At 52.7% G+C, this 23,276-nt stretch carries 24 protein-coding genes; 4 read left to right on the forward strand and 20 right to left on the reverse strand.

The features are described 5' to 3' along the window. Positions 1 to 47: 47 nt before the first annotated feature. From nirC to G434_RS11615, 3 genes are all read left to right on the forward strand, one after another. Entirely contained in the window at positions 48 to 854 is an 807-nt protein-coding gene (nirC, locus tag G434_RS11625; protein WP_000493563.1) for a nitrite transporter NirC, read from the forward strand. A gap of 18 nt (positions 855 to 872) precedes the next feature. Next, entirely contained in the window at positions 873 to 2,246 is a 1,374-nt protein-coding gene (gene cysG / locus G434_RS11620) for a siroheme synthase CysG (protein WP_000349845.1), read from the forward strand. A 251-nt stretch (positions 2,247 to 2,497) separates the two neighbouring features. Then, a complete protein-coding gene (locus G434_RS11615) occupies positions 2,498 to 2,665 on the forward strand; it encodes a YhfL family protein (RefSeq protein ID WP_001031834.1) in 168 nt (55 codons plus the stop codon). Positions 2,666 to 2,771: 106 nt separating this feature from the next. On the opposite strand, the gene G434_RS11610 is transcribed toward G434_RS11615, so the two are convergent. The 20 genes from G434_RS11610 to hofM all read right to left on the reverse strand — a co-directional run bounded on the left by G434_RS11610 (position 2,772) and on the right by hofM (position 20,458). Then, complete coding sequence (locus tag G434_RS11610) at positions 2,772 to 3,857, reverse strand: aminotransferase class I/II-fold pyridoxal phosphate-dependent enzyme (RefSeq protein ID WP_000860988.1); 1,086 nt, start codon at positions 3,855 to 3,857, stop codon at positions 2,772 to 2,774. 11 nt (positions 3,858 to 3,868) lie between these two features. After that, positions 3,869 to 5,173, reverse strand: a complete 1,305-nt coding sequence (locus G434_RS11605) for a YhfT family protein (RefSeq protein WP_000366858.1) — start codon at positions 5,171 to 5,173, stop codon at positions 3,869 to 3,871. 11 nt (positions 5,174 to 5,184) lie between these two features. Further along, positions 5,185 to 5,538: a DUF2620 domain-containing protein gene (locus tag G434_RS11600; RefSeq protein ID WP_000719728.1), complete on the reverse strand. Its 354-nt coding sequence runs from the start codon at positions 5,536 to 5,538 to the stop codon at positions 5,185 to 5,187. Between the two features lie 10 nt (positions 5,539 to 5,548). After that, positions 5,549 to 6,427 carry a phosphotriesterase-related protein gene (locus G434_RS11595; RefSeq protein WP_000006980.1) on the reverse strand — a complete coding sequence of 293 codons (879 nt, stop codon included), beginning with the start codon at positions 6,425 to 6,427 and terminating at the stop codon, positions 5,549 to 5,551. After that, the gene (locus tag G434_RS11590; RefSeq protein WP_000090575.1) at positions 6,424 to 7,650 is read right to left on the reverse strand and encodes a phosphopentomutase; all 1,227 of its coding nucleotides are present in this window, start codon (positions 7,648 to 7,650) and stop codon (positions 6,424 to 6,426) included. Before G434_RS11590 ends, G434_RS11595 begins: the two co-directional genes overlap by 4 nt. Beyond that, the gene (locus G434_RS11585; RefSeq protein ID WP_000497319.1) at positions 7,650 to 8,813 is read right to left on the reverse strand and encodes a YhfX family PLP-dependent enzyme; all 1,164 of its coding nucleotides are present in this window, start codon (positions 8,811 to 8,813) and stop codon (positions 7,650 to 7,652) included. Before G434_RS11585 ends, G434_RS11590 begins: the two co-directional genes overlap by 1 nt. An 83-nt stretch (positions 8,814 to 8,896) precedes the next feature. Then, entirely contained in the window at positions 8,897 to 9,259 is a 363-nt protein-coding gene (locus G434_RS11580) for a hypothetical protein (RefSeq protein ID WP_001309800.1), read from the reverse strand. Positions 9,260 to 9,275: 16 nt separating this feature from the next. Beyond that, complete coding sequence (yhfZ, locus tag G434_RS11575; protein ID WP_001254817.1) at positions 9,276 to 10,181, reverse strand: GntR family transcriptional regulator YhfZ; 906 nt, start codon at positions 10,179 to 10,181, stop codon at positions 9,276 to 9,278. Between the two features lie 159 nt (positions 10,182 to 10,340). Then, entirely contained in the window at positions 10,341 to 11,345 is a 1,005-nt protein-coding gene (trpS, locus tag G434_RS11570) for a tryptophan--tRNA ligase (protein WP_000165552.1), read from the reverse strand. Further along, positions 11,338 to 12,096 carry a phosphoglycolate phosphatase gene (gene gph / locus G434_RS11565; protein WP_001031720.1) on the reverse strand — a complete coding sequence of 253 codons (759 nt, stop codon included), beginning with the start codon at positions 12,094 to 12,096 and terminating at the stop codon, positions 11,338 to 11,340. The genes trpS and gph overlap by 8 nt, the downstream gene beginning before the upstream one ends. Continuing rightward, complete coding sequence (gene rpe / locus G434_RS11560) at positions 12,089 to 12,766, reverse strand: ribulose-phosphate 3-epimerase (RefSeq protein WP_000816280.1); 678 nt, start codon at positions 12,764 to 12,766, stop codon at positions 12,089 to 12,091. The genes gph and rpe overlap by 8 nt, the downstream gene beginning before the upstream one ends. A gap of 17 nt (positions 12,767 to 12,783) precedes the next feature. Continuing rightward, the gene (dam, locus tag G434_RS11555; RefSeq protein WP_000742137.1) at positions 12,784 to 13,620 is read right to left on the reverse strand and encodes an adenine-specific DNA-methyltransferase; all 837 of its coding nucleotides are present in this window, start codon (positions 13,618 to 13,620) and stop codon (positions 12,784 to 12,786) included. A gap of 106 nt (positions 13,621 to 13,726) precedes the next feature. Then, complete coding sequence (gene damX, locus G434_RS11550; RefSeq protein WP_000343222.1) at positions 13,727 to 15,013, reverse strand: cell division protein DamX; 1,287 nt, start codon at positions 15,011 to 15,013, stop codon at positions 13,727 to 13,729. A gap of 91 nt (positions 15,014 to 15,104) precedes the next feature. Then, the gene (gene aroB / locus G434_RS11545; RefSeq protein ID WP_000439850.1) at positions 15,105 to 16,193 is read right to left on the reverse strand and encodes a 3-dehydroquinate synthase; all 1,089 of its coding nucleotides are present in this window, start codon (positions 16,191 to 16,193) and stop codon (positions 15,105 to 15,107) included. Positions 16,194 to 16,249: 56 nt separating this feature from the next. Next, positions 16,250 to 16,771, reverse strand: a complete 522-nt coding sequence (gene aroK / locus G434_RS11540) for a shikimate kinase AroK (RefSeq protein ID WP_000818618.1) — start codon at positions 16,769 to 16,771, stop codon at positions 16,250 to 16,252. A gap of 400 nt (positions 16,772 to 17,171) precedes the next feature. After that, positions 17,172 to 18,410 (reverse strand): DNA uptake porin HofQ, encoded by a 1,239-nt coding sequence (gene hofQ / locus G434_RS11535; RefSeq protein ID WP_000815963.1) that lies wholly within the window; start codon positions 18,408 to 18,410, stop codon positions 17,172 to 17,174. Next, positions 18,322 to 18,726: a DNA utilization protein HofP gene (gene hofP / locus G434_RS11530; protein WP_001322941.1), complete on the reverse strand. Its 405-nt coding sequence runs from the start codon at positions 18,724 to 18,726 to the stop codon at positions 18,322 to 18,324. The genes hofQ and hofP overlap by 89 nt, the downstream gene beginning before the upstream one ends. After that, positions 18,716 to 19,156 carry a DNA utilization protein HofO gene (gene hofO / locus G434_RS11525; RefSeq protein WP_000367364.1) on the reverse strand — a complete coding sequence of 147 codons (441 nt, stop codon included), beginning with the start codon at positions 19,154 to 19,156 and terminating at the stop codon, positions 18,716 to 18,718. The genes hofP and hofO overlap by 11 nt, the downstream gene beginning before the upstream one ends. Next, positions 19,140 to 19,679 (reverse strand): DNA utilization protein HofN, encoded by a 540-nt coding sequence (gene hofN, locus G434_RS11520; protein ID WP_001069323.1) that lies wholly within the window; start codon positions 19,677 to 19,679, stop codon positions 19,140 to 19,142. The genes hofO and hofN overlap by 17 nt, the downstream gene beginning before the upstream one ends. Continuing rightward, on the reverse strand, positions 19,679 to 20,458 hold the full coding sequence (gene hofM / locus G434_RS11515; protein ID WP_001377090.1) for a DNA utilization protein HofM: 780 nt from the start codon (positions 20,456 to 20,458) through the stop codon (positions 19,679 to 19,681). The genes hofN and hofM overlap by 1 nt, the downstream gene beginning before the upstream one ends. Positions 20,459 to 20,577: 119 nt before the next feature. Between hofM and mrcA the strand changes: the two genes are divergently transcribed. After that, positions 20,578 to 23,130 (forward strand): peptidoglycan glycosyltransferase/peptidoglycan DD-transpeptidase MrcA, encoded by a 2,553-nt coding sequence (gene mrcA, locus G434_RS11510; RefSeq protein ID WP_001301905.1) that lies wholly within the window; start codon positions 20,578 to 20,580, stop codon positions 23,128 to 23,130. Positions 23,131 to 23,276: the final 146 nt, after the last annotated feature.

The following is a 23,276-nucleotide window of genomic DNA, read 5'->3' on the forward strand; positions in this document are numbered from 1 at the left end:
AAACTTTTTGTTTTATTTTTTGTTTTTATTTTTTAAAGGATAATCAAATGTTTACAGACACTATTAATAAGTGTGCGGCTAACGCTGCGCGCATTGCACGCCTGTCGGCAAATAACCCGCTCGGCTTCTGGGTCAGCTCCGCCATGGCGGGCGCGTATGTGGGTCTTGGGATCATCCTGATCTTCACGCTCGGTAATTTGCTCGACCCGTCCGTACGTCCTCTGGTGATGGGCGCGACCTTTGGTATCGCCTTAACGTTGGTCATTATTGCTGGTTCTGAACTGTTCACCGGACACACCATGTTCCTCACCTTTGGGGTGAAAGCGGGCACTATCAGCCACGGGCAAATGTGGGCAATCCTGCCGCAAACCTGGCTGGGTAACCTGGTCGGTTCCGTCTTTGTCGCCATGCTCTATAGCTGGGGTGGCGGTAGCCTGCTGCCGGTAGATACCAGCATCGTTCACTCCGTCGCGCTGGCAAAAACCACTGCACCGGCAATGGTACTGTTCTTCAAAGGTGCATTGTGTAACTGGCTGGTTTGCCTGGCAATCTGGATGGCGCTGCGCACTGAAGGGGCGGCGAAATTTATCGCTATCTGGTGGTGTCTGCTGGCATTTATCGCGTCCGGCTACGAGCACTCCATCGCTAACATGACGCTGTTCGCCCTCTCCTGGTTTGGCAACCACAGCGAAGCCTACACGCTGGCGGGTATTGGTCATAACCTGCTGTGGGTGACGCTGGGTAATACTTTATCAGGTGCCGTATTCATGGGATTGGGTTATTGGTATGCTACGCCGAAAGCGAATCGTCCGGTTGCGGACAAATTTAATCAAACTGAAACAGCTGCCGGTTAATTACTAAGGGGTTTTTACGTGGATCATTTGCCTATATTTTGCCAATTACGCGATCGCGACTGTCTGATTGTCGGCGGTGGTGATGTCGCGGAACGCAAAGCAAGGTTGCTGTTAGACGCAGGCGCTCGCTTAACGGTGAATGCATTAGCGTTTATTCCACAGTTCACCGCATGGGCAGATGCAGGCATGTTAACCCTCGTCGAAGGGCCATTTGATGAAAGCCTTCTCGACACCTGCTGGCTGGCAATTGCTGCGACGGATGATGACGCGCTTAACCAGCGCGTCAGTGAAGCCGCTGAAGCTCATCGCATCTTCTGTAACGTGGTCGATGCGCCGAAAGCCGCCAGCTTTATTATGCCGTCGATTATTGACCGCTCACCGCTAATGGTCGCGGTCTCCTCTGGCGGCACCTCTCCGGTTCTGGCGCGCCTGTTACGCGAAAAACTTGAATCACTGCTGCCGTTGCATCTGGGCCAGGTGGCGAAATACGCCGGGCAATTACGCGGGCGAGTGAAACAACAGTTCGCCACGATGGGTGAGCGTCGCCGTTTCTGGGAAAAACTGTTCGTTAATGACCGCCTGGCGCAGTCGCTGGCAAACAACGATCAGAAAGCCATTACTGAAACGACCGAACAGTTAATCAACGAACCGCTCGACCATCGCGGTGAAGTGGTGCTGGTTGGCGCAGGTCCGGGCGATGCCGGGCTGCTGACACTAAAAGGACTGCAACAAATTCAGCAGGCAGATGTGGTGGTCTACGACCGTCTGGTTTCTGACGATATTATGAATCTGGTACGCCGCGATGCGGATCGCGTTTTCGTCGGCAAACGCGCGGGATACCACTGCGTACCGCAGGAAGAGATAAACCAGATCCTGCTGCGGGAAGCGCAAAAAGGCAAACGCGTGGTGCGGCTGAAAGGTGGCGATCCGTTTATTTTTGGCCGTGGTGGCGAAGAGCTGGAAACACTGTGCAACGCGGGTATTCCGTTCTCGGTGGTTCCGGGTATTACCGCAGCTTCTGGTTGCTCTGCCTATTCGGGTATTCCGCTCACGCATCGCGATTATGCCCAGAGCGTACGCTTAATTACCGGACACTTAAAAACCGGTGGCGAACTGGACTGGGAAAACCTGGCGGCAGAAAAACAGACGCTGGTGTTTTATATGGGGCTGAATCAGGCTGCGACTATTCAGCAAAAGCTGATTGAACACGGTATGCCTGGCGAAATGCCGGTGGCAATTGTCGAAAACGGAACGGCAGTCACGCAGCGCGTGATTGACGGTACGCTCACGCAGCTGGGCGAACTGGCGCAGCAAATGAACAGTCCATCGCTAATTATTATTGGTCGGGTTGTTGGCCTGCGCGATAAATTGAACTGGTTCTCTAACCATTAATTTAACCAGGGCCAGAGAAGTCTGGCCTTTTTCGTTTACAACTCTCTTTATATATTCAGCAGATAAAAAGATACCCCCTTAATAAATATTGTCTGCTAATGGGTTATATTCACCGTTACAGCGACTTACAAAATTAAATCAATCGCTCACTGACGCTAATTGAATATTCCTGTATCGTTCTTAATGAGCAGTCTGCTTATATTCATATAATCAATGAATATTAATTAATATATAATACATAGGGAATGTAAATGAACAAATTTATTAAAGTTGCACTGGTAGGCGCAGTACTGGCTACGTTAACTGCATGTACTGGTCATATTGAAAACCGTGATAAGAACTGCTCTTACGACTACCTGCTGCACCCGGCAATTTCTATTTCTAAAATCATTGGCGGTTGCGGTCCTACTGCACAGTAAGTCTCTGACAGAAATCGGCTAACACCGGTTTAATTGCCTGACGCCCTCGGGGTTACCCGAGGGCGTATTTATTTCTGCATTCTTTTCGAAAACATCATGCACAAGATTAAATACTGGCAATACTCTCACGCAAAATCCGCAGCACCGTCTCTTCACCGCTGCGATTTGGGTTAATACGAATCGCATAATGTTCGAGTTGCGGATTCACCTGGCGAAACGTTCCGGAAAGTCGATAAAAGAGCGGTGGAATTTCATATTTCGACTCTGCACCAACCGGGTAAGGCAAGGCACCGCGCTTTTGCGCCTCTTCCAGCACTCTGGCGGCAATCGGCTGATGAAACTCGACAATCAACACCTTCGACTGTGCATTGGCAATGACGGCGCTTTTCACTTCCGGAACTGCACCACCGTTGAGCAAGGCCAGCAACCGTTCAGATACCCCCGCCTGCACCGCGTGCATCACTGGCGCAAACACCAGCCCACGCAAGACTTCCAACGCCTGAGCGCCCTGAATCTGGCTGCCGCCGGAGTAGAGCGTGGCGCGAATACGGTTAATAACATCAGCATCGCCTACCACCGCGCCAACACCCTCCGGCCCAAACAGCTTGAAGCAGGAAAAAGTCGAGACATTTGCCCCGCATTCGCAGCCAATTCGCGCTACCTTCATCACCGCATAGTTGTCATCGGTTAATGCAGGAACGCCAGCCGAGCGCAACGTTGCCAGCACATCTGCCAGAATGTACCCGTCCTGCGGCTGCTGGCGCGTATGCTGCACCAGCGCGGCATCTGGTTGTTGCTCGTCGACAACCTGCTTCAGTGCCAACAGGTCATTGAAATCAGCAGTGATAAGCGTCAGCCCCATCTGCTCAATAATGACCTGAGTCGTCGGGTAAACCGGCGCGTCATGCACCAGAAGACGCTGCCCCGGTTTGAGCAAAGCCGCCAACGCCGCACGGATCGCGCCAGTACCCGCGCCCTGTACCAGCGCCGCAGCCTGTGCGTGAAATGCATCAGCCAGCACCTGTTCCACTCGCTGGGTAATGCGCGGTTGATTCAGCCCCGGCGTTAAGCCCAAATCCCCGCGGGTAAGAAACTCGCTGCCGGGAAAATGGCGGCAAATCGTGTCCACCAGCGCAAACTGCTTTTGCTGCGCCTCAATAAGCGTCAGGCTTTGCAAAGGATACGTCTTCATAGGTGCCTTCCTTAAGCCGGAACGAACAGGCCAAACCAGTAAAGAACATTCAGCAGAATACCGGTGATCATTACTGCCACGACCGGTGCCGCCATTTTCTGTACCGGACGGCCCAGGGATTCGTTGAGGAAGTAAATGGCAACTGCGATAGAAAATCCGGTATAACCCGCCATTTTAATTGCTGCGAAAATCGAACCGACCAGCAACGCCACTTCCATCAGCATATTCATGGCGTTACGGATGTTATCTGACGCATTACGCACCGACGGATAGCGCCCCAGCCATTTGCCGATCGAACGAAGCAGCAGGACTTCCGCCGAAATAACCACTGCGCCTAATACCGCTGCAACCATCAGATTCGGCGAGAGATAGCCCACCGCATAAACAAAGGTAAAGCCCGCAACTGCATACACACCAGTGGCTAACGCGGTGGTGGCAATCAACGGTACAAAACCCAGCCCGCGCATAAATTCCGCCAGAGCTGCCTGGTTAATCAGCGTTTGTGATTGTTCCGGCGTTACGCCTGCGGAATATGCTTTCTCCAGTGTGAAGATCGACACTTCACTGCCAGCAAAAATCTTCATGCTGGCAACGGCGGCAATCAGCGCCCCGACAATAGCGATATACGGTAAGTTTTTGATAATCCGCGACGTGCGTTCTTCAAACACCGAAAGCCCGCTGGCATCAATATCATTTTCATCACGATGACGCAGGTCGTGAGTTATCGCGATCCCCAGCAGCATCACCATGCCAATAAAGATTTCGATGGATTCCGGATTGAGATGCGGGAAATAGCGCACTACCACCACACGGGTCATCAGTACCACCACGGCGGCGATCAGACTTTGCTTCCAGCCAAACTGGTAGAAAATCGCCACCAACGGGAACAGTGCAAAAGCTGAAACCACCGGTGAGCTTAATTCCCCCAGGCTACCTAATACATCCACCGGTAGCGCGGTCAGCAGCTGGTTTACCGGCAACAGGCAAGTAAGGATCAACACGCCCCAGATAGCGCCAAGACCAAACGCCATCAGGCTGTTTATCGCCAGTACGCCGAGGATATCGGTAGGAAGAAAGAGTAACCATGCGTTGAGCAGCCCGGTTTTCAGGGTAAACGAGATCCCCACCGAGGCCACAAAACCAATGCTCAGACCAAAAGCGATACTCCCCGCCTCGCGACGGTTCATATAGCCTTCAATCAGTTGCGGCAGGATCGGGCGGATACCGTCATGAAAAACGGCCGCCGAGCGATGCGCCAGAAGCGATGTCATACCCGTCAGGCACGCCACCACGATAATCTGAATATACAGATCCATAGTCGTGCCTTTTATTTCAGATGGTTAATCAGCATCGGAATCGCGTGTTCGACATGCTCAACGGAAAGCCCAAACGCCACTTTCCCTTCGGCGATCATTTTGGCGATATGTTCGTCTTTCGCTTTAATGCCTGGTTTGGCAATGGTGCAACTTTTGTTATAGCCAATCACCGCGATGGCAATCGACAATGCCGCGCCCGCACCGGTATTACACGCGCCGATGTAGTAATCCAGTTGCCCGGATTTCACTTTCATTGCCGCTTCCATGTCGTTGTGAATGAAAACTTCAAAACAGCCAGGAGCCGTCGCTTCAATGGTTTTTTTAATCTGCTCACGCTGTAAGCCTGCAACACCAATCTTTTTCATGAGTCTGTCCTTATTGGAAAAATTGAGAGGGAGTTTCACGTAACATCACATCCACATCGGCCTGACTGAATCCTGACTGGCGCAATTGCGGAATAAAGGTGGTCAATAAATAGTCATAGCCATAACCACCGTTGGCTTTTAAATGGGAGCGGCGCGTAATATCCATCGACAGCATGACGCGGTTCAGCAAACCACGGTCACGTAGTGCGTGGAGCATCGCAATGCGCTTTTCGTCCGGGTAGTAACTGTTCTTGCCGATGGTGTCGAACTGCACAAACGCGCCGAGATCGATCATCTTCAAAATGTTGTCGAGGTTGTCTTTCAGATCGCAGTGACCAACGGTGACGCGCGAAAGATCAACTCCGTGGGCTTGCAGTAGCGCCAGTTGTTCCAGCCCCATGGTGCTAAAAGAGGTATGCGTGGAGATCGGACGTCCGGTCTGGTTATGTGCCAGCGCGGCGGCAATAAACACCTTCTCTTCCAGCGGCGTAATCTTCCCTTCGCTGGAGCCGATCTCCGCGATGATCCCGGCTTTCAGCTCCGTGCCATCGATACCCTGTTCAATTTCATCGACCATCTCCTGCGCCAGTTCCTGCACGCTGCGGGTCGCCACATGTTCCGGGAAAAACGCGTCCTGGTAATAACCGGTGCAGGCCACCACGTTGATCCCCGTCGCGTGCATTACATCGAGCATAAATTGCGCATTGCGCCCCATGTAACGGTTGGTCATCTCAATCACATTACGCACGCCCCGGGCCATCAGGTCGTTCATCTCCTGGCAAATGAACGCATACTGATCAAGGCGGCAGTCCACGTTGTTTTTAAAGCCGGAGAGATCAATATGCAGATGCTCATGGGCGAGGGTGTAGCCCGTCGGATCAAAACTCATAGGGTGTCTCCTGCAAACCGGAGGGAGGAAAGAAAAGAGCGACCATTTTGTGGCGGTGGCGCACGGAAAAATTCACATACGGTAGCCCCCACATCAGAAAGCGTGGTGCGCACACCAAGCTGCGTAGCGACCATCCCTTGCTGATAAACCAGCACTGGCACCACTTCGCGGGTATGGTGGCTGTGACCAATGGTCGGATCGTTACCGTGATCCGCCATCACGACCAGGCAATCATCTGGCTGCATCGCCTCAATAAGCCGGGCAAGGTTACGGTCAACGACCTGCAAACGTTCCGCATAACGTGCGACGTCTTCTGCATGACCAGCGAGGTCGGTTTCCTGGATATTGGTACAAATAAACGCCGTCGGATGGGTGTTAAATTCGTTGAGGGTGATATCCATAATCCGCTGGCTATCCACCAGGTTTTGCCAGCTCACGCCATAAGGATTACTGGCAATATCTGCCACTTTCCCCACCAGCACGGTTGGTACGCCCACTTCATACAGTTTTTGCGGCACCTGCACTTTTTCATCAACACCGTAGCCCATATGCACGACCTGGAAGCCGTTGTCATAAGCGCCTGAACGCGGCGCATTGATGCCAATAAAGCGCTCTTCTTTACTTTCTGCGGCATCGAGAATGCGTTGACTGTCGAGTAACAGGCCGCCAAATGTAATGACCCGACCGACCTGTACCTGCTCACGCACAATACGACCAATTTTGATTGCGTCGTCAAAAGAGATCACAGAGAGATTGGCGGTGATGTTATAGACCTGGCCTAAATCCGCCTCGAGATTATCGCCAATCGCAACCGCCTGATTGACCCACAGAAATTGCAGATCATCGCCACCGCGCTCCACCTGCCAGCCTGCGGAAACTAATGCCTGCTCAACACGGTCAATCACATCGCGAAAGGGCATCCGCAGCGGCGGTAACGGGCGCGTACCTAAAATCTCCTGATGCCCCATAAAGGTATCGCCACCTTCATGTTGCAGCTCTGCCACACCCCAGGTTGCGGAGTCTGACGGCTGCATATCGCCAGGCGCATAACCCAATGCGTTGATTAGCCCCAGCTTCTCCAGCGCTGGTAGCTGCAAATGCGGCAACTGGCTCAGGATGTGACCACAGGTATTCGCCCCGGCATCCTGCGGACGCACCAACGTGACATCTTTCATTGCCCCTACGCCAAAGCTATCAATCACTAACACCACAAATCGCGCCATTACGCCCCCAGAGAGTTTCCAAGACTGTCATAACGACCGACGATTTCTGGTTCGCCACGGTGAATACCGGACAGCAACACCACATCGCTACGGGTGACAAAAATCTGCGTGCGAAAACAGAGCACTACTGCACTGCTTACCGGAAACTCGCCTGCCAGCGGCAGGGTGTAGTCGATACTGCTGTCATCCACAGTTTTGAGATTGGTTTCAGTAATCTTTTGATTTTCTGGCGTAAACACCAGCGCATGTTGCGCATGACCACGACGGTAGTAACCGCCGCCGTAGCAGTAGCTGTCGCCACGGAAATGATGGGAGATTTCACTTAACCAGAGCATCGCGATACGTTCAGGCTGATCGCCCTGCTGGTTTGCAGGAATAGTGCCCGTCAGCGCATGACCGGGTTCGGCATGAGTCACACCGTATTCCGCCAGCAATGGCAGCGAAGTGCAGCTGGTCGCTGAAGGCGCGTTCAGTTGCTCAATCGCAATACCAGATTTCGCCAGTTGATCCCGTGCTTGTACCAGCGTGTGAAGATTCGGTGTCGGCAAAGCTTTCCCGGCAGCCTCATCCCAAAGCAGGCAAGGGAAATGGGTTAATCCGGCTAAATGCAGCCCCGGCAGTTTCTTAATTTCAGCAACCACCTCGTGCAGCGAATGCTGTACAAAACCGCTCTCCTGCCCCGGATAAAGAAAATCATCGTCGCTATAAACTTTGAGCAGCACAGACTGCACACGTCCGGCCTTCACCGCTGCCGCAGAAACTTCCCACGCTTTGTCGAGAGTAAACACGGTGATAACGTCGGTGCCCTGTTCAACGGCGTCAGCAACCTGATGACAAGGGATTTGTACCAGATGCCCCTGATGCGCCACCGGCAAACCGGCGCGGCGCATGACTCGCGCCTCTTTGTAATCCACCACCACAATGCCGCTGTAGCCCAATGCCAGCAGTTTTTCCGCCAGCCACGGATTACGACCGAATTGTTTGGTCATCAGATACAGTTCAATGCCGTAAAGCCGCGCCGTCTCAATCAGCCGCTTACCGTTTTCCAGTATCTGATCCACGTCGATCACCCAGCTGTCCGGGGCGATCTTGCCCTTTTGCCACAAGCTTAGTGCGGCGGAAATTAGCGCCGGGTTCTGGCGTTTCAATGCTTCTACAAACATCTTGTTGCCTCGTTTCTGTTCCTTGAATTAAATATTCATTTTTTTGAATATTTAGGTTGTGCGACGTGGATTTGTCGGGAGCTTCAAACCTCTTCGTTAGCAGCCATCCATAATCCATAAAGGTTGGCCAGCAAATAGCCTTCTTCACACGGATTAACTTCCAGTGTAAATTCCTTCAACAACACCTGATGCAATTGCACAACGGCTTGCCAGTGGCTGGATTGCGCCAGTTCTGCCAGCAATTCGGCGTCCAGCGGCTCTATTTCTTCACCACGACGACTGCGCATCAGTGCGCTCGCCATATGTGTCATCGCCATCATTCCTTGCTCGCTGCGCACCGGTAGATGACACTCTGTTTCCAGTAAGTTGACGACCTGCATCATGCCTTTGCAGATGTCCTTATCAATAACGCCTGCATCGCAAAGCAGGTTGAGTCTGGTTTCCATTTCAGATGCCTTTCGTTTAATAACTGGGTTCCTGTTCCCCACTGACCACTCGTTGTTGATGGGCAAGCAGGGCCTGTTTATCAACAACTGCACGCAGCAATTGTTGCATCGGGTAATCATCGACTCGCGTCAAAACCACGGCTTCGGTGGCCTGTAAAAATCGCGGATCGTCTGTGAGCGGCGTCGCCTCTAATCCCAGCATGGTCAGTTCGTTTTCCGCCACCACGTTCCAGATCACCGCATCGACATCGCCTTTAACAATGCGTTGTAAACTCTCGTGATAAGAGAGATCGACACGTTCCACATCACTATCGCCAAAAAAGACATCGGTCATGATTTTCTGATCCGCCGAACGGTTATCCAGCCCTACGCGCTTCACGTTTGCGGACTCGCCTTTACGGCAAATCAACTGGTGCTCGCCAACGTAGGTGTGCGGCCCCAACTCCAGCGCGAGGCATAAGCCTTTTTGCGTGAGATAACTTTCCGCCGCCAGTCGGGAAACAACCGCCATGTCATACACGCCGTTAAGTAAACACTCCACGCGAATATCCGCGCCGCGCATATGCGCATAGTAAAAAGGAATACCATCAAACTGAGCTTTCAATCCGCTCGCCAGGCCTTCGTACAAACGGGTATAGGGCAAGGGCATCGCGCACACCACATTGTTGATATCCACATGACTCAGCAATGCTTTGTTATCCATTTCCACCAGATAACTGCCATTACGCCCACGGCGTTCTATCCGTATCGCTCCGCTTGATTCCAGCGTTTTCAACGCGGCCTGCGTCAGGCCAACGGATGAACGGCATTCAGTTGCCAGTTCATCTATGGTTTTCAGTCGATTACCGCACTTTTCACCCAACAAATAACGGGCCAGTGTCGTGATGACGACGCCTTCTTTTTTGATAAACGTTCGACGCATAGTAAATTTTCAATAAAGTGAATATTTATATCTTCATAAAAATGAAGATAAGTGGCAACTGCGAGATGTGGAAACGGCGAGACGCTTCACATTTTTTCGGATTATTGCAAATGAGGATAAAAAAACCGGGTTTCCCCGGTTTTTGGCATTAATGTTAAATTACGGCTTCGCCACAAAACCAATCGCTTCGTACACCGCTTTTAGCGTACGGGAAGCGTGTGCGCTGGCTTTTTCCGCGCCATCTTTCATCACCTGTTGCAGGAAGGCTTCGTCATTGCGGAAACGGTGATAGCGTTCCTGCAATTCAGTCAGCATACCGGAAACGGCATCAGCCACTTCGCCTTTCAGATGACCATACATCTTGCCTTCGAACTGTTTTTCCAGTTCCGGGATGCTCTGGCCCGTTACCGCAGAAAGGATATCCAGCAGGTTGGAAACGCCCGCTTTATTCTGCACATCGTAGCGAACTACCGGCGGCTCGTCGGAGTCAGTGACCGCGCGTTTGATTTTCTTCACTACCGATTTCGGATCTTCCAGCAGGCCGATAACGTTATTGCGATTATCGTCAGACTTGGACATCTTCTTGGTCGGCTCCAGCAGCGACATTACGCGCGCGCCAGATTTCGGAATAAACGGCTCCGGCACCTTAAAGATCTCGCCATACAGCGCGTTGAAACGCTGGGCAATATCGCGGCTCAGTTCGAGGTGCTGTTTCTGGTCTTCACCCACCGGTACCAGATTAGTTTGATACAGCAGGATGTCCGCAGCCATCAGCACCGGATAGTCAAACAGACCAGCGTTGATGTTCTCGGCATAACGCGCAGATTTATCTTTAAACTGCGTCATGCGGCTCAGTTCGCCGAAGTAGGTATAGCAGTTCAGTGCCCAGCCTAACTGCGCATGTTCTGGTACGTGGGACTGAACAAAAATGGTGCTTTTCTCAGGATCGATACCACAAGCCAGATACAAGGCCAGCGTATCCAGCGTCGCTTTACGCAGCTTCTGTGCATCCTGGCGCACGGTGATCGCGTGTTGGTCAACGATACAGTAAATGCAATGGTAGTCATCCTGCATGTTTACCCACTGACGCAGCGCACCCATGTAGTTACCAATGGTCAATTCACCTGAGGGCTGTGCGCCACTAAAAACGATGGGCTTAGTCATTTTTCGATTCCTGATTTTCGCTATGCGGAAGCCCTAATGCGGGCAGAAGGTCATTTATAGACTGATAAATTACATCAGGCTGGCTGAGATCGATAGCCTCGCCGTAGTTATATCCGTAGGTTAAGCCAACTGATGGGCAACCTGCCGCTTTTGCTGCCTGAATATCATTGCGTGAGTCGCCAACAAACAGCATCTGTTGTGGGGCAATTCCCATCCGCTCAGCCACCAGTAACAGCGGGTCCGGATGCGGTTTTTTGTTTTGCACATCATCACCACCAATCACCACGCTGAAGTATTTAGCGATATCTAAGGCTTCCAGCAGCGGCGCGACGAACGGCGTCGGTTTGTTGGTGACCAGGCCCAACGGCAGGCCTTTAGCCTGCAATGCGCCCAGCGTATCGGCAACGTGCGGGAACAAAAACGTCCCCTCTTCGGCAACCTCGCCATAGTAGCGATCGAACAGTTTACGCAGAATACGTACTTGTTCTTCTGCCGGAATGTCGTCATCAACGGGCGGTTTACCCATTGTTTTACGCAGAGTCGCACGTTCCTGACGCGCCCAGGTCAATGCGCGCTCCATCAGAACATCTGCGCCGTTACCAATCCAGGTAATAACGCGTTCTTCACCTGCAACAGGCAACTCCAGCGCATACAGCGCCATATCTACCGCAGCAGCAAGACCAGGAGCACTGTCCACCAGCGTACCATCGAGATCAAAAGCGACGCCGCGAATATCTTCAAACTTATTCATGACTTACCTTTGCCAGTTCACTGCGCATTTCATCAATGACTTTTTTGTAGTCTGGCTGGTCGAAGATTGCCGAACCGGCAACGAACATATCCGCACCCGCCGCAGCGATTTCGCCAATGTTGTTCACCTTCACGCCACCGTCAACTTCCAGTCGAATGTCAAAGCCAGACTCGTCGATACGACGACGTACTTCGCGCAGTTTATCCAGTGTTTGCGGAATGAAAGACTGACCGCCGAAACCTGGGTTGACGGACATCAGCAGGATCACATCCAACTTATCCATCACGTAATCCAGATAGCTCAGCGGTGTCGCCGGATTAAATACCAGACCCGCTTTACAGCCATTTTCTTTAATCAGTTGCAGCGTGCGATCAACATGCTCGGAGGCTTCTGGATGAAAGGTAATGATGCTGGCACCAGCGGCAGCGAAATCAGGCACAATGCGATCGACGGGTTTCACCATCAGGTGTACGTCGATAGGGGCGGTAATGCCGTAGTTACGCAAGGATTTCAGCACCATTGGCCCAATAGTCAGATTGGGAACATAGTGGTTATCCATGACGTCAAAATGCACGACATCAGCGCCAGCTGCCAGGGCTTTTGCGGTATCTTCACCCAGGCGGGCAAAATCAGCCGACAGAATTGAGGGGGCAATCAAATACTGTTTCATCCGCTTCTCCTTGAGAATTATTTTTTCGCGGGTGAAACGACTCCTGGTTTGTACAAAGCCAGCAGTTCGTCCACCTTTTTACGTGTGCCGCCGTTGCTGCTTATACTGCGTCGAACTTTGACGACATGCAATTTTGCGCGCTGATACCACTCACGCGTTAACATCGTATCGTGATTGGAGATCAGCACTGGAATATGGCGATCAACCAGACCTTCGGCGATCTCCGCCAGATGCGCTTGTTGTTCAAGCGTAAAACTGTTTGTGTGATACGCCGTAAAGTTGGCGGTCGCAGACAGCGGCGCATAAGGCGGATCGCAATAGACGACGGATGCATCATCTGCGCGCGCCATGCTATCGGCGTAAGACTCACAGTAGAAAAAGGCATTCTGCGCTTTTTCAGCGAAGTGATACAACTCTGCTTCCGGGAAATAGGGTTTTTTGTAGCGGCCAAACGGCACGTTAAACTCACCGCGCAGATTGTAACGACACAGGCCGTTGTAACCGTAGCGGTTCAAATATAAAAACAGTACCGCCCGACGGAACGGATCCTGGCTTTTGTTGAACTCTTCGCGGAACTGATAGTAAACCTCGGCGCAATTTGTTTCGGGAATAAACAGCTCGCGTGCGGCCTGTACGTACTCATCAGTACGCATCTTCACAATGTTATAGAGACTGATCAGGTCGCTATTGATATCGGCAAGGATATAACGAGAAAAGTCGGTGTTGAGAAACACCGACCCGGCACCTACAAAAGGCTCAACCAGACATTCGCCCTTGGGCAAATGCCGTTTAATATCATCAAGCAGGGGATACTTGCCCCCTGCCCACTTCAAAAAAGCGCGATTTTTCTTCATGCTGACTAACTAATTACACCTTCTCCGGCTGTGGAGAAAGCTCCGACAGCATCCAGCGCTTCAGGCAACTCCCGCAACGATAAACCATTGCGGGAGATAACCTTGATTACTTCAGATCGGCCTGTACCTGACGCAGCGGTTTCGCCCACGGGTTTTTGGCCTGAACATCTGCTGGCAATGTAGATACCGCTTTTTTCGCCTCTTCTTTCGAAGCGTACACGCCAGAAACCAGGACATACCACGGCTGACCATTACGCGTCGTTTCATAGACAACGTAGTTTTTCAGATTCTCTTTCTTCGCCCAACCGTTCAGGTTGTCGTAGTTAGAGGAACTGCTCAGCTGCAGAGTGTAATGGCTGGACGGTGCCGATTTCAACGAACCAACATTACCTGCGGTCTTCCCTCCAGCGGCTGGTGTTGCCGTGGTTTGCGCCGGGGATGCCGTCTGTACTGGAGCCGTAGTTGCGGTCTCTTTTGGTGCTGGCGTAGAGGTCGCAGCCGGTGCCTTCGTGCTTGCCACAGGAGCAGCTGGTTCAGTACGCTTCGGCGTCTGTGCTACCGGCTTCGGCTCCGTTTTTACGGTTGCTTGCGGTTTTTTCGGTTCAATCACCGCCTGCTGGCGAGCTGGACGCGTAGTGGCCGGACGTTCAGCGGTTTGCGTTTTCGCCGTGTCACGCGATGCATTGCCATTGCGAACAGGCGCGACCGTCGCGGGTTCAGTCGGCAACGTGGAATTGACCGCCACATTGTTCAACTGTTGCTGATTTTGTGGCTGGGTCAGCGCATTGTTCAGGTCACCCTGCACTTCAACACGTTGTTGACCATCCGTTGCCGCCGGGGTTTGCCCTTGAGTCGGCGTAGAAGAGATCGGCGGCAGAGATACATCCTGCTGAGTATTTTCCGCAGACGTGGTTCCCGGCGCTGGCTGCACGCCATTCGCCTGATCGGTCGCATTGCCAGCAAGATCAATACTCTTCTCGCCAGACGCAGTTTGATCGCTGGAAGAGGTCGAGGGGGCTTTTAGCGCAGAACCGATACCGATAATCAACAGCAGGAGAACCAGAATGCCGACGCCCATCATCATATACTGACGAGAAGCGGGTTTACTGGCTGCTTTTTTGCGCTTACGCGGACGACGCTCTACGCGCTCTTCATCCACGGTTTCATCTTCGGATTCGTCAATTTCTTCTTCGAGTTCCGGTTCCTCATTGCGCTCTTTTTGCGCACGAGTCGGACGGCGATCGTCAGTGTCATCAAGTTCAATATCATCAAAATTGATCTGCGGTTCGCCACGTTCAGTACGCTCAGAACGTTCAGAAGATTGACGAGAACGACCAGTACGACGATCGCTGGGATCGGGTTTCAGCTCGTCTTCTGGTTTGAATTCATCCATTTAACACCCCACTAAAAGGTTAATGCTTACCACGTTGCAATTAACCTGAAGCTAATAGACCGCTTGATAAGCGGCCTGACCTTTCTTGTTGTTACGCTGATTGACAATCGGCAATGGCGTTAAGAACAAGCTCGTGCGAAACGCCGCTGCGAACTTCACTCTTACCAATTGCCAACGGAAGAATTAAGCGCATCTCTCCCGCAAGGACTTTCTTGTCACGCAGCATGTGCGGTAAATACGCCTGCGCAGACATTTCGCGCGGCCCATTGACCGGTAACCCAGCCCGCGTGAGCAGGGTTATAATACGCTGCGTTTCGGCAGAACTAAACTGCCCGAGACGTTCCGACGTCCGCGCCGCCATCACCATACCCGCAGCGACCGCTTCACCGTGTAACCAATTGCCATACCCCATTTCAGCTTCAATGGCATGACCAAAGGTATGTCCCAGATTCAGTAAAGCACGTAACCCGGTTTCGCGCTCGTCGGCGGCGACAACTTCTGCCTTCAGTTCACAACAACGGCGAATACAGTACGCCATTGCCGGACCGTCCAGACGCAACAACGCATCCAGATTCTCTTCCAGCCAGTTGAAAAACGCACCGTCAAGAATAATGCCGTATTTGATGACTTCTGCCAGCCCCGACGCTAACTCACGCGGGGGAAGCGTTTTCAGACAGTCGAGATCCACCACCACTGAAGCAGGCTGGTAGAACGCGCCAATCATGTTTTTACCGAGGGGATGGTTGACCGCAGTTTTGCCGCCAACGGAGGAATCGACCTGCGACAGCAACGTCGTCGGGACTTGAATGAAACGTACACCGCGCTGATAACTCGCCGCCGCAAAGCCGGTCAGATCGCCCACTACGCCGCCGCCAAGCGCCACCAGCGTAGTATCGCGACCATGCGGCTTTTGTAACAACGCCGTAAAGACGGTATCGAGTACAGCCAGGCTTTTATACTGCTCGCCGTCAGGGAGGATAACGCTATCGACGTTAACACCCGCCTGTTCAAGTACGCCGCGGACCTTATCGAGATACAGAGGAGCCAGGGTTTCGTTGGTGACCAACATGACCTGCTCGCCCGATTTCAGCGGTAAGAATGAAGCTGGTTCATTAAACAAACCAGATGCGATGGTAATTGGGTAACTACGTTCCCCGAGAGTAACGACAATCCTCTCCATAACGCGACATCCACCTTAATTACTGTACCCGCAGACGAGTGTATATAAAGCCAGAATTAGTTGCTTTCCAGCATGTGAATAATCTGGTTTGCGACCACTTTAGCGCTTTGATCATCAGTACGAATGGTCACGTCGGCAATCTCTTCATACAGCGGATTGCGTTCATTGGCCAACGCTTCCAGAACTTCACGCGGCGGTGTTTCAACGTGCAGCAACGGGCGTTTTTTATCACGCTGCGTGCGTGCAAGTTGCTTTTCGATGGTCGTTTCAAGATAAACGACAACGCCACGTGCGGAAAGACGGTTACGCGTTTCGCGGGATTTCACAGAGCCGCCGCCAGTAGCCAGCACAATACCCTGTTTCTCGGTCAACTCATTGATGACCTTTTCTTCGCGATCGCGGAAGCCTTCTTCGCCTTCTAAATCGAAAACCCAGCCCACATCAGCTCCGGTTCGTTTCTCAATCTCTTGATCGGAATCGTAGAATTCCATATTGAGTTGTTGAGCTAACTGGCGCCCAATAGTGCTTTTTCCGGCACCCATAGGCCCAACCAGAAAGATATTGCGTTTCTCTGCCATTTTTTCGGTACTACTAAGACTATTCGTTAATGATAAACCCGCTTCGCTCAGAGAGCGCCGCAGGACATGAACTGAAACCTCATAAGATATTGCGAGAGTCAGACTGAAAATTATCTCAATACTCCAGCGGGTTTGGCAACTGAATAAATCACCCATCCCTCTGCATATCTGGTCGCTGCAAGCGCGCTGCCTTGCTACCACCGCTCTGGCGATAAATCACCGGGTAAGATTAGCGTAAAAAAGACAGCAAAATGCCGCCTGAATGATAAATCATCATCATGGAACGCAGGCAGCGAAGAGCACCAACTCTCAAATCGGTACTCCTTGTATGCTAAATACCTGCGCGCGTCAAATAGATGAAACACGTTCAGCGCAAAAACATTACCGCTTTTACGGCTGTTTACTCACTGGAAACCAGTCGTGGCGTGATAAACACCACTAACTCGCGTCGTTCATCTTCTTTTCCGTCATGACGAAATAATTGCCCGAACCAGGGAATGTCGCCAAGCAACGGTACGCTATCCTGACCCGATTTATTTTTACGGGTAAAAATGCCACCCAGCGCCAACGTTTCTCCGCTTTTGACCTCGACCTGCGTTTCGATCTCCTGCTTATCAATCGCCAGCACTTCGCCATCGGCCTGCTGTAGCACCTGCCCCGGAACGTTCTGGCTGATGTGTAATTTCAGCCGGATGCGACCTTTTTGTAACACCGTGGGCGTAACTTCCATCCCCAGGACGGCCTCTTTAAATTCCACCGACGTCGCGCCACTTTCCCCGCTGGAAACCTGATATGGAATTTCGCTCCCCTGTTTAATGCTGGCAGGCTGAAGATGTGAGGCCAGCAGACGCGGACTGGCGATAATATCCAGCTGCTGTTTTTGTTCGAGCGCGGAAAGCTCAAGATCCAGTAAACGTCCGTTGATGCGTCCAATGTTAAAACCGACATGCGTTGTCGCCGTCGCTACGGAGAGGTCGCTGCCAAGCGTGGTGACTTGCCCAACGCCACCAGCTTGTTGCGCATCAGCCAACGTCCATTTCACGCCTAACTCACGCAAACTTTTTTCATTAATGGTGACAATATGCGCCGACAGCTCAACCTGCCCGACCGGCAGATCCATTTGCGCTACCCACTGTTCAAGCGCGCTTAACGCCGCTTTGTTATCTCGCAGCAAAAGGCGATTGGTGCGTTTATCGACGGTCATACTCCCTTTGGCACTCAGTAGCTTCTCCCCCGCTTTCGCCAGCTCTCCGGCGTCGGCGTATTGCAGAGTAATATTGCGATTTTCCAGCGGCAGATTTGCCTGCGCCCGCGCCTGCTCCGCCTCCTGGCGGGCGATATTGTCATTCTGCCAGGCAACGGAATGCACCGAGAGAATATTGCCTTCCTGCCGCGTTATCAGTCCGGCGCTTTTCACTACAGTTTGTAGTGCTTGCTTCCAGGGAACATCTGTTAGATGTAACGACACCGTACCTCTGACGTCTGGCGACACCACCAGGTTCAACTTCTCCTGTTCAGCCAGCGCCTGCAACACCTGAGCTACCGGAACGTCATCCACCATCAGTGTCACTTTTTGCGGCTTTGCCGCCTGTACGCCGGGTATCAGCATCAACAGTAGTGCGGCTATCCATTGCTTCATTTGTATCTCCTTGCCGTTGCCACAACCAGTGTGGCGGTTCGCAGTTTGTTCCGGTTCCCAGCGTTAGTGCGTCTGGCGTCAGCTGTAAAATTGTCCAGCCGTTTTCCAGCACATCGTTTTGCTGCACCCGTCGCCATTTCTTTTGCCCGTCTTTTATTACACCGATGATGCGCTCGCCTCGCCCTACTATCCCCTGATAGCGCCACTGGCTAAGCTCGCTAATCCGGCATAGATCTTCCGGCGGTTTAAAAGGGTCACGCATACCGGTTAAAAGGCACAATGCAATACCTGCCAACAACCAGCGTTTAACCCTCATCCGGTGTCTCCAGTTGTAGCGTGAACAAAAGGTCATCACCTTCCACGCTTAACGAAAAACGGCTCACGCTGACGTTGCGCTCTGCCAGCCGTGTAAATGCCGACGGCACTGCTTCCCACAGCGTTTTCAACGCCAACTCACCTCCCTGCGCGGATGGATGCCAGGAAACCAGTTGCGCGCCGGATAACTGAAAATCCAGTGGCGAAAAGGGCAGCGTTTTTTCTTCGCTGAAGGGAGTGGTGTCTACCAGGCGATACAGTGCGGCCCACTGCTGGTGATGACTCGCCCGTAGTCGAATTAATGCGTCGCTCTCTTCCTGGTGTGTCGATGACAGAAAAATGAGCGTAACTAACATCAGCAACCAGAATGCCCAGCAAAGCTGGCGGAGGCGGGGTGATGTGGCGAACCACCAGTCAAAGAGCATGTCCATCGCTAACCTTCCTTGTTAACTGATACTCAAATTGCCAGCGTCCCTGCGCATCCTGCTGCGTGGCCCCCCGCTGATTGAGATGAAAAGATGCATCCTGGCGGAGTGACGTTTCCAGCGCGTTTAACGCGGTAATGCTTGTTGTCAGCCCCTTGATCTCCAGCGTTCCCTGCTGCCAGCTTATCGTTGTCAGCCAGGCATGTTCGGGTAAAAGCGCCGCCAGTGCTTCCAGCGCAGATTGCCAGTCACGGGTAAATTGTCGCTGGAGCTGCCTTTGCAAACGCTGTTCGCGTAACTGCTGGCGTTCCAGCAAACGTGGTTTCGTTATCTGTAAGCTGCGGGCGAGTTGTTGTTCCGCCTGAAGCAAAACGGTGTCTACGCGTGCTTCGGCGTTGCTTGTCAGACGCAGTATTAGCGTTATCCCGACAGCCAGCAGCAGAGGCGCAACGAACATCAGCAACCAGAAACGAAGAAAAGCGGTCCGGCGTTGCTGTCGCCAGGGCAAAAAATTAATTGGCGGGTTCATCAGTACACCTTCCCAAGCGCCAGCCCCAGCGCGATGGCAAAGTCTCCACCTGGCGGCGGTAGCGGCGGCTGACGAACAGAAACCGCCTCCCAGGGGTCAAATCCGCCTTCGCCACATATCGCGACGCTTTCGGGATCAACGGATAACGCTGCCGCCAGCTCCTTCGCGCTAGTTATCCCCACCGCCAGTTTGCGCCCCCAGCTATAGCGCGTCGCCCACAGCCACTGTTCGTTATCACGCCAGGCCAGACATTGCTGATGAGAAGGTAAAAAAGGCAGGAATCGCTGTAATGCACTGGCATCCGGGGTGATCGCGCTAACATGAACACGCAACCTTTCTGCCAGAGTAAGCAGCGTTGCCAGCTCTTTGCTTTGCGCGGCAGTCACGTTATAGGCGGGACTGAGTGAGTCTTCGCTGTAATCGAAGCGCAGGGAGTCCGGATCCATATCCAGCTCGCGGGCCATCGTCCCGGACAGCCAGGCCGTTTGCTCCCGCTCACCAAGGGACATCGACGGGCGTGGAAATGACCGCTGTAATGTGCGACTGGCGGGAAATGCCAACATAATGTGATGACGCTGCGGCAGTTCGCGACTCCACGGTAACAACGTTTTAGCCAGCCGCTGTGCATCGACAATCCGCCCATCTTTGATTATGTCGTTCTCCAGCGGCAACCGCCACCAGCGTTGCAAAAAGCATTCTTTTGTGCCCCGCACGATAGCAACCGCTACCGCTTCTTGCTGTTGTAAATGCAAACCAATTTGCCAGATCTTAAATGCCATTGTGATGATCTCCTTATCACCCGTCACTCTGACGGGTATATCAATGCGTCTGGCTTGCCTTTATACTACCGCGCGTTTGTTTATAAACTGCCCAAATGAAACTAAATGGGAAATTTCCAGTGAAGTTCGTAAAGTATTTTTTGATCCTTGCAGTCTGTTGCATTCTGCTGGGAGCAGGCTCGATTTATGGCCTATACCGCTACATCGAGCCACAACTGCCGGATGTGGCGACATTAAAAGATGTTCGCCTGCAAATTCCGATGCAGATTTACAGCGCCGATGGCGAGCTGATTGCTCAATACGGTGAGAAACGTCGTATTCCGGTTACGTTGGATCAAATCCCGCCGGAGATGGTGAAAGCCTTTATCGCGACGGAAGACAGCCGCTTCTACGAGCATCACGGCGTTGACCCGGTGGGGATCTTCCGTGCGGCAAGCGTGGCGCTGTTCTCCGGTCACGCGTCACAAGGGGCGAGTACCATTACCCAGCAGCTGGCGAGAAACTTCTTCCTCAGTCCAGAACGCACGCTGATGCGTAAGATTAAGGAAGTCTTCCTCGCGATTCGCATTGAACAGTTGCTGACGAAAGACGAGATCCTCGAGCTTTATCTGAACAAGATTTACCTCGGTTACCGCGCCTATGGTGTCGGTGCTGCGGCACAAGTCTATTTCGGTAAAACGGTCGACCAACTGACGCTGAACGAAATGGCGGTGATAGCCGGGCTGCCGAAAGCGCCTTCCACCTTCAACCCGCTCTACTCAATGGATCGTGCCGTCGCGCGGCGTAACGTCGTGCTGTCGCGGATGCTGGATGAAGGGTATATCACCCAACAACAGTTCGATCAGACACGCACTGAGGCGATTAACGCTAACTATCACGCGCCGGAGATTGCTTTCTCTGCGCCGTACCTGAGCGAAATGGTGCGCCAGGAGATGTATAACCGTTATGGCGAAAGTGCCTATGAAGACGGTTATCGCATTTACACCACCATCACCCGCAAAGTACAGCAGGCCGCACAGCAGGCAGTACGTAATAACGTGCTGGACTACGACATGCGCCACGGCTATCGCGGCCCGGCAAATGTGCTGTGGAAAGTGGGCGAATCGGCGTGGGACAACAACAAAATTACCGATACGCTGAAGGCGCTGCCGACCTATGGTCCGCTGCTGCCTGCCGCAGTCACCAGCGCCAATCCTCAGGAAGCGACGGCGATGCTGGCGGACGGGTCGACCGTCGCATTGAGTATGGAAGGCGTTCGCTGGGCGCGTCCTTACCGTTCGGATACTCAGCAGGGACCGACGCCGCGTAAAGTGACCGATGTTCTGCAAACGGGTCAGCAAATCTGGGTTCGTCAGGTTGGCGATGCATGGTGGCTGGCACAAGTGCCGGAAGTGAACTCGGCATTGGTGTCGATCAATCCGCAAAACGGTGCCGTTATGGCGCTGGTCGGTGGCTTTGATTTCAATCAGAGCAAGTTTAACCGCGCCACCCAGGCACTGCGTCAGGTAGGTTCCAACATCAAACCGTTCCTCTACACCGCGGCGATGGATAAAGGTCTGACGCTGGCAAGTATGTTGAACGATGTGCCAATTTCCCGCTGGGATGCAGGTGCCGGTTCTGACTGGCAGCCGAAGAACTCACCACCGCAGTATGCCGGCCCAATTCGCTTACGTCAGGGACTGGGCCAGTCGAAAAACGTGGTGATGGTACGCGCAATGCGGGCGATGGGCGTCGACTACGCTGCAGAATATCTGCAACGCTTCGGCTTCCCGGCACAAAACATTGTCCACACCGAATCGCTGGCGCTGGGTTCAGCGTCCTTCACCCCAATGCAGGTGGCGCGCGGCTACGCGGTCATGGCGAACGGCGGCTTCCTGGTGGACCCGTGGTTTATCAGCAAAATTGAAAACGATCAGGGCGGCGTGATTTTCGAAGCGAAACCGAAAGTAGCCTGCCCGGAATGCGATATTCCGGTGATTTACGGTGATACGCAGAAATCGAACGTGCTGGAAAATAACGATGTTGAAGATGTCGCTATCTCCCGCGAGCAGCAGAATGTTTCTGTGCCAATGCCGCAGCTGGAGCAGGCAAATCAGGCGTTAGTGGCGAAGACTGGCGCACAGGAGTACGCGCCGCACGTCATCAACACTCCGCTGGCATTCCTGATTAAGAGTGCTTTGAACACCAATATCTTTGGTGAGCCAGGCTGGCAGGGTACTGGCTGGCGTGCAGGTCGTGATTTGCAGCGTCGCGATATCGGCGGGAAAACCGGTACCACTAACAGTTCGAAAGATGCGTGGTTTTCGGGTTACGGTCCGGGCGTTGTGACCTCGGTCTGGATTGGCTTTGATGATCACCGTCGTAATCTCGGTCATACAACGGCTTCCGGAGCGATTAAAGATCAGATCTCAGGTTACGAAGGCGGTGCCAAGAGTGCCCAGCCTGCATGGGACGCTTATATGAAAGCCGTTCTTGAAGGTGTGCCGGAGCAGCCGCTGACGCCGCCGCCGGGTATTGTGACGGTGAATATCGATCGCAGCACCGGGCAGTTAGCTAATGGTGGCAACAGCCGCGAAGAGTATTTCATCGAAGGTACGCAGCCGACACAACAGGCGGTGCACGAGGTGGGAACGACCATTATCGATAATGGCGAGGCACAGGAATTGTTCTGATTAAAAAGGCGCTTCAGCGCCTTTTTCAGTTTGCTGACAAAGTGCACTTTGTTTATACCGGATACGGCGTGAACACTTTACCCGTCTAGCAACATCTAGAAAAATCAATATATTGCAGGAGCCGCACAGGCCTGATAAGCATTGTG

It is taken from the genome of Escherichia sp. KTE172, from assembly GCF_000408845.1.
Classification (GTDB): Bacteria; Pseudomonadota; Gammaproteobacteria; order Enterobacterales; family Enterobacteriaceae; genus Escherichia; species Escherichia coli.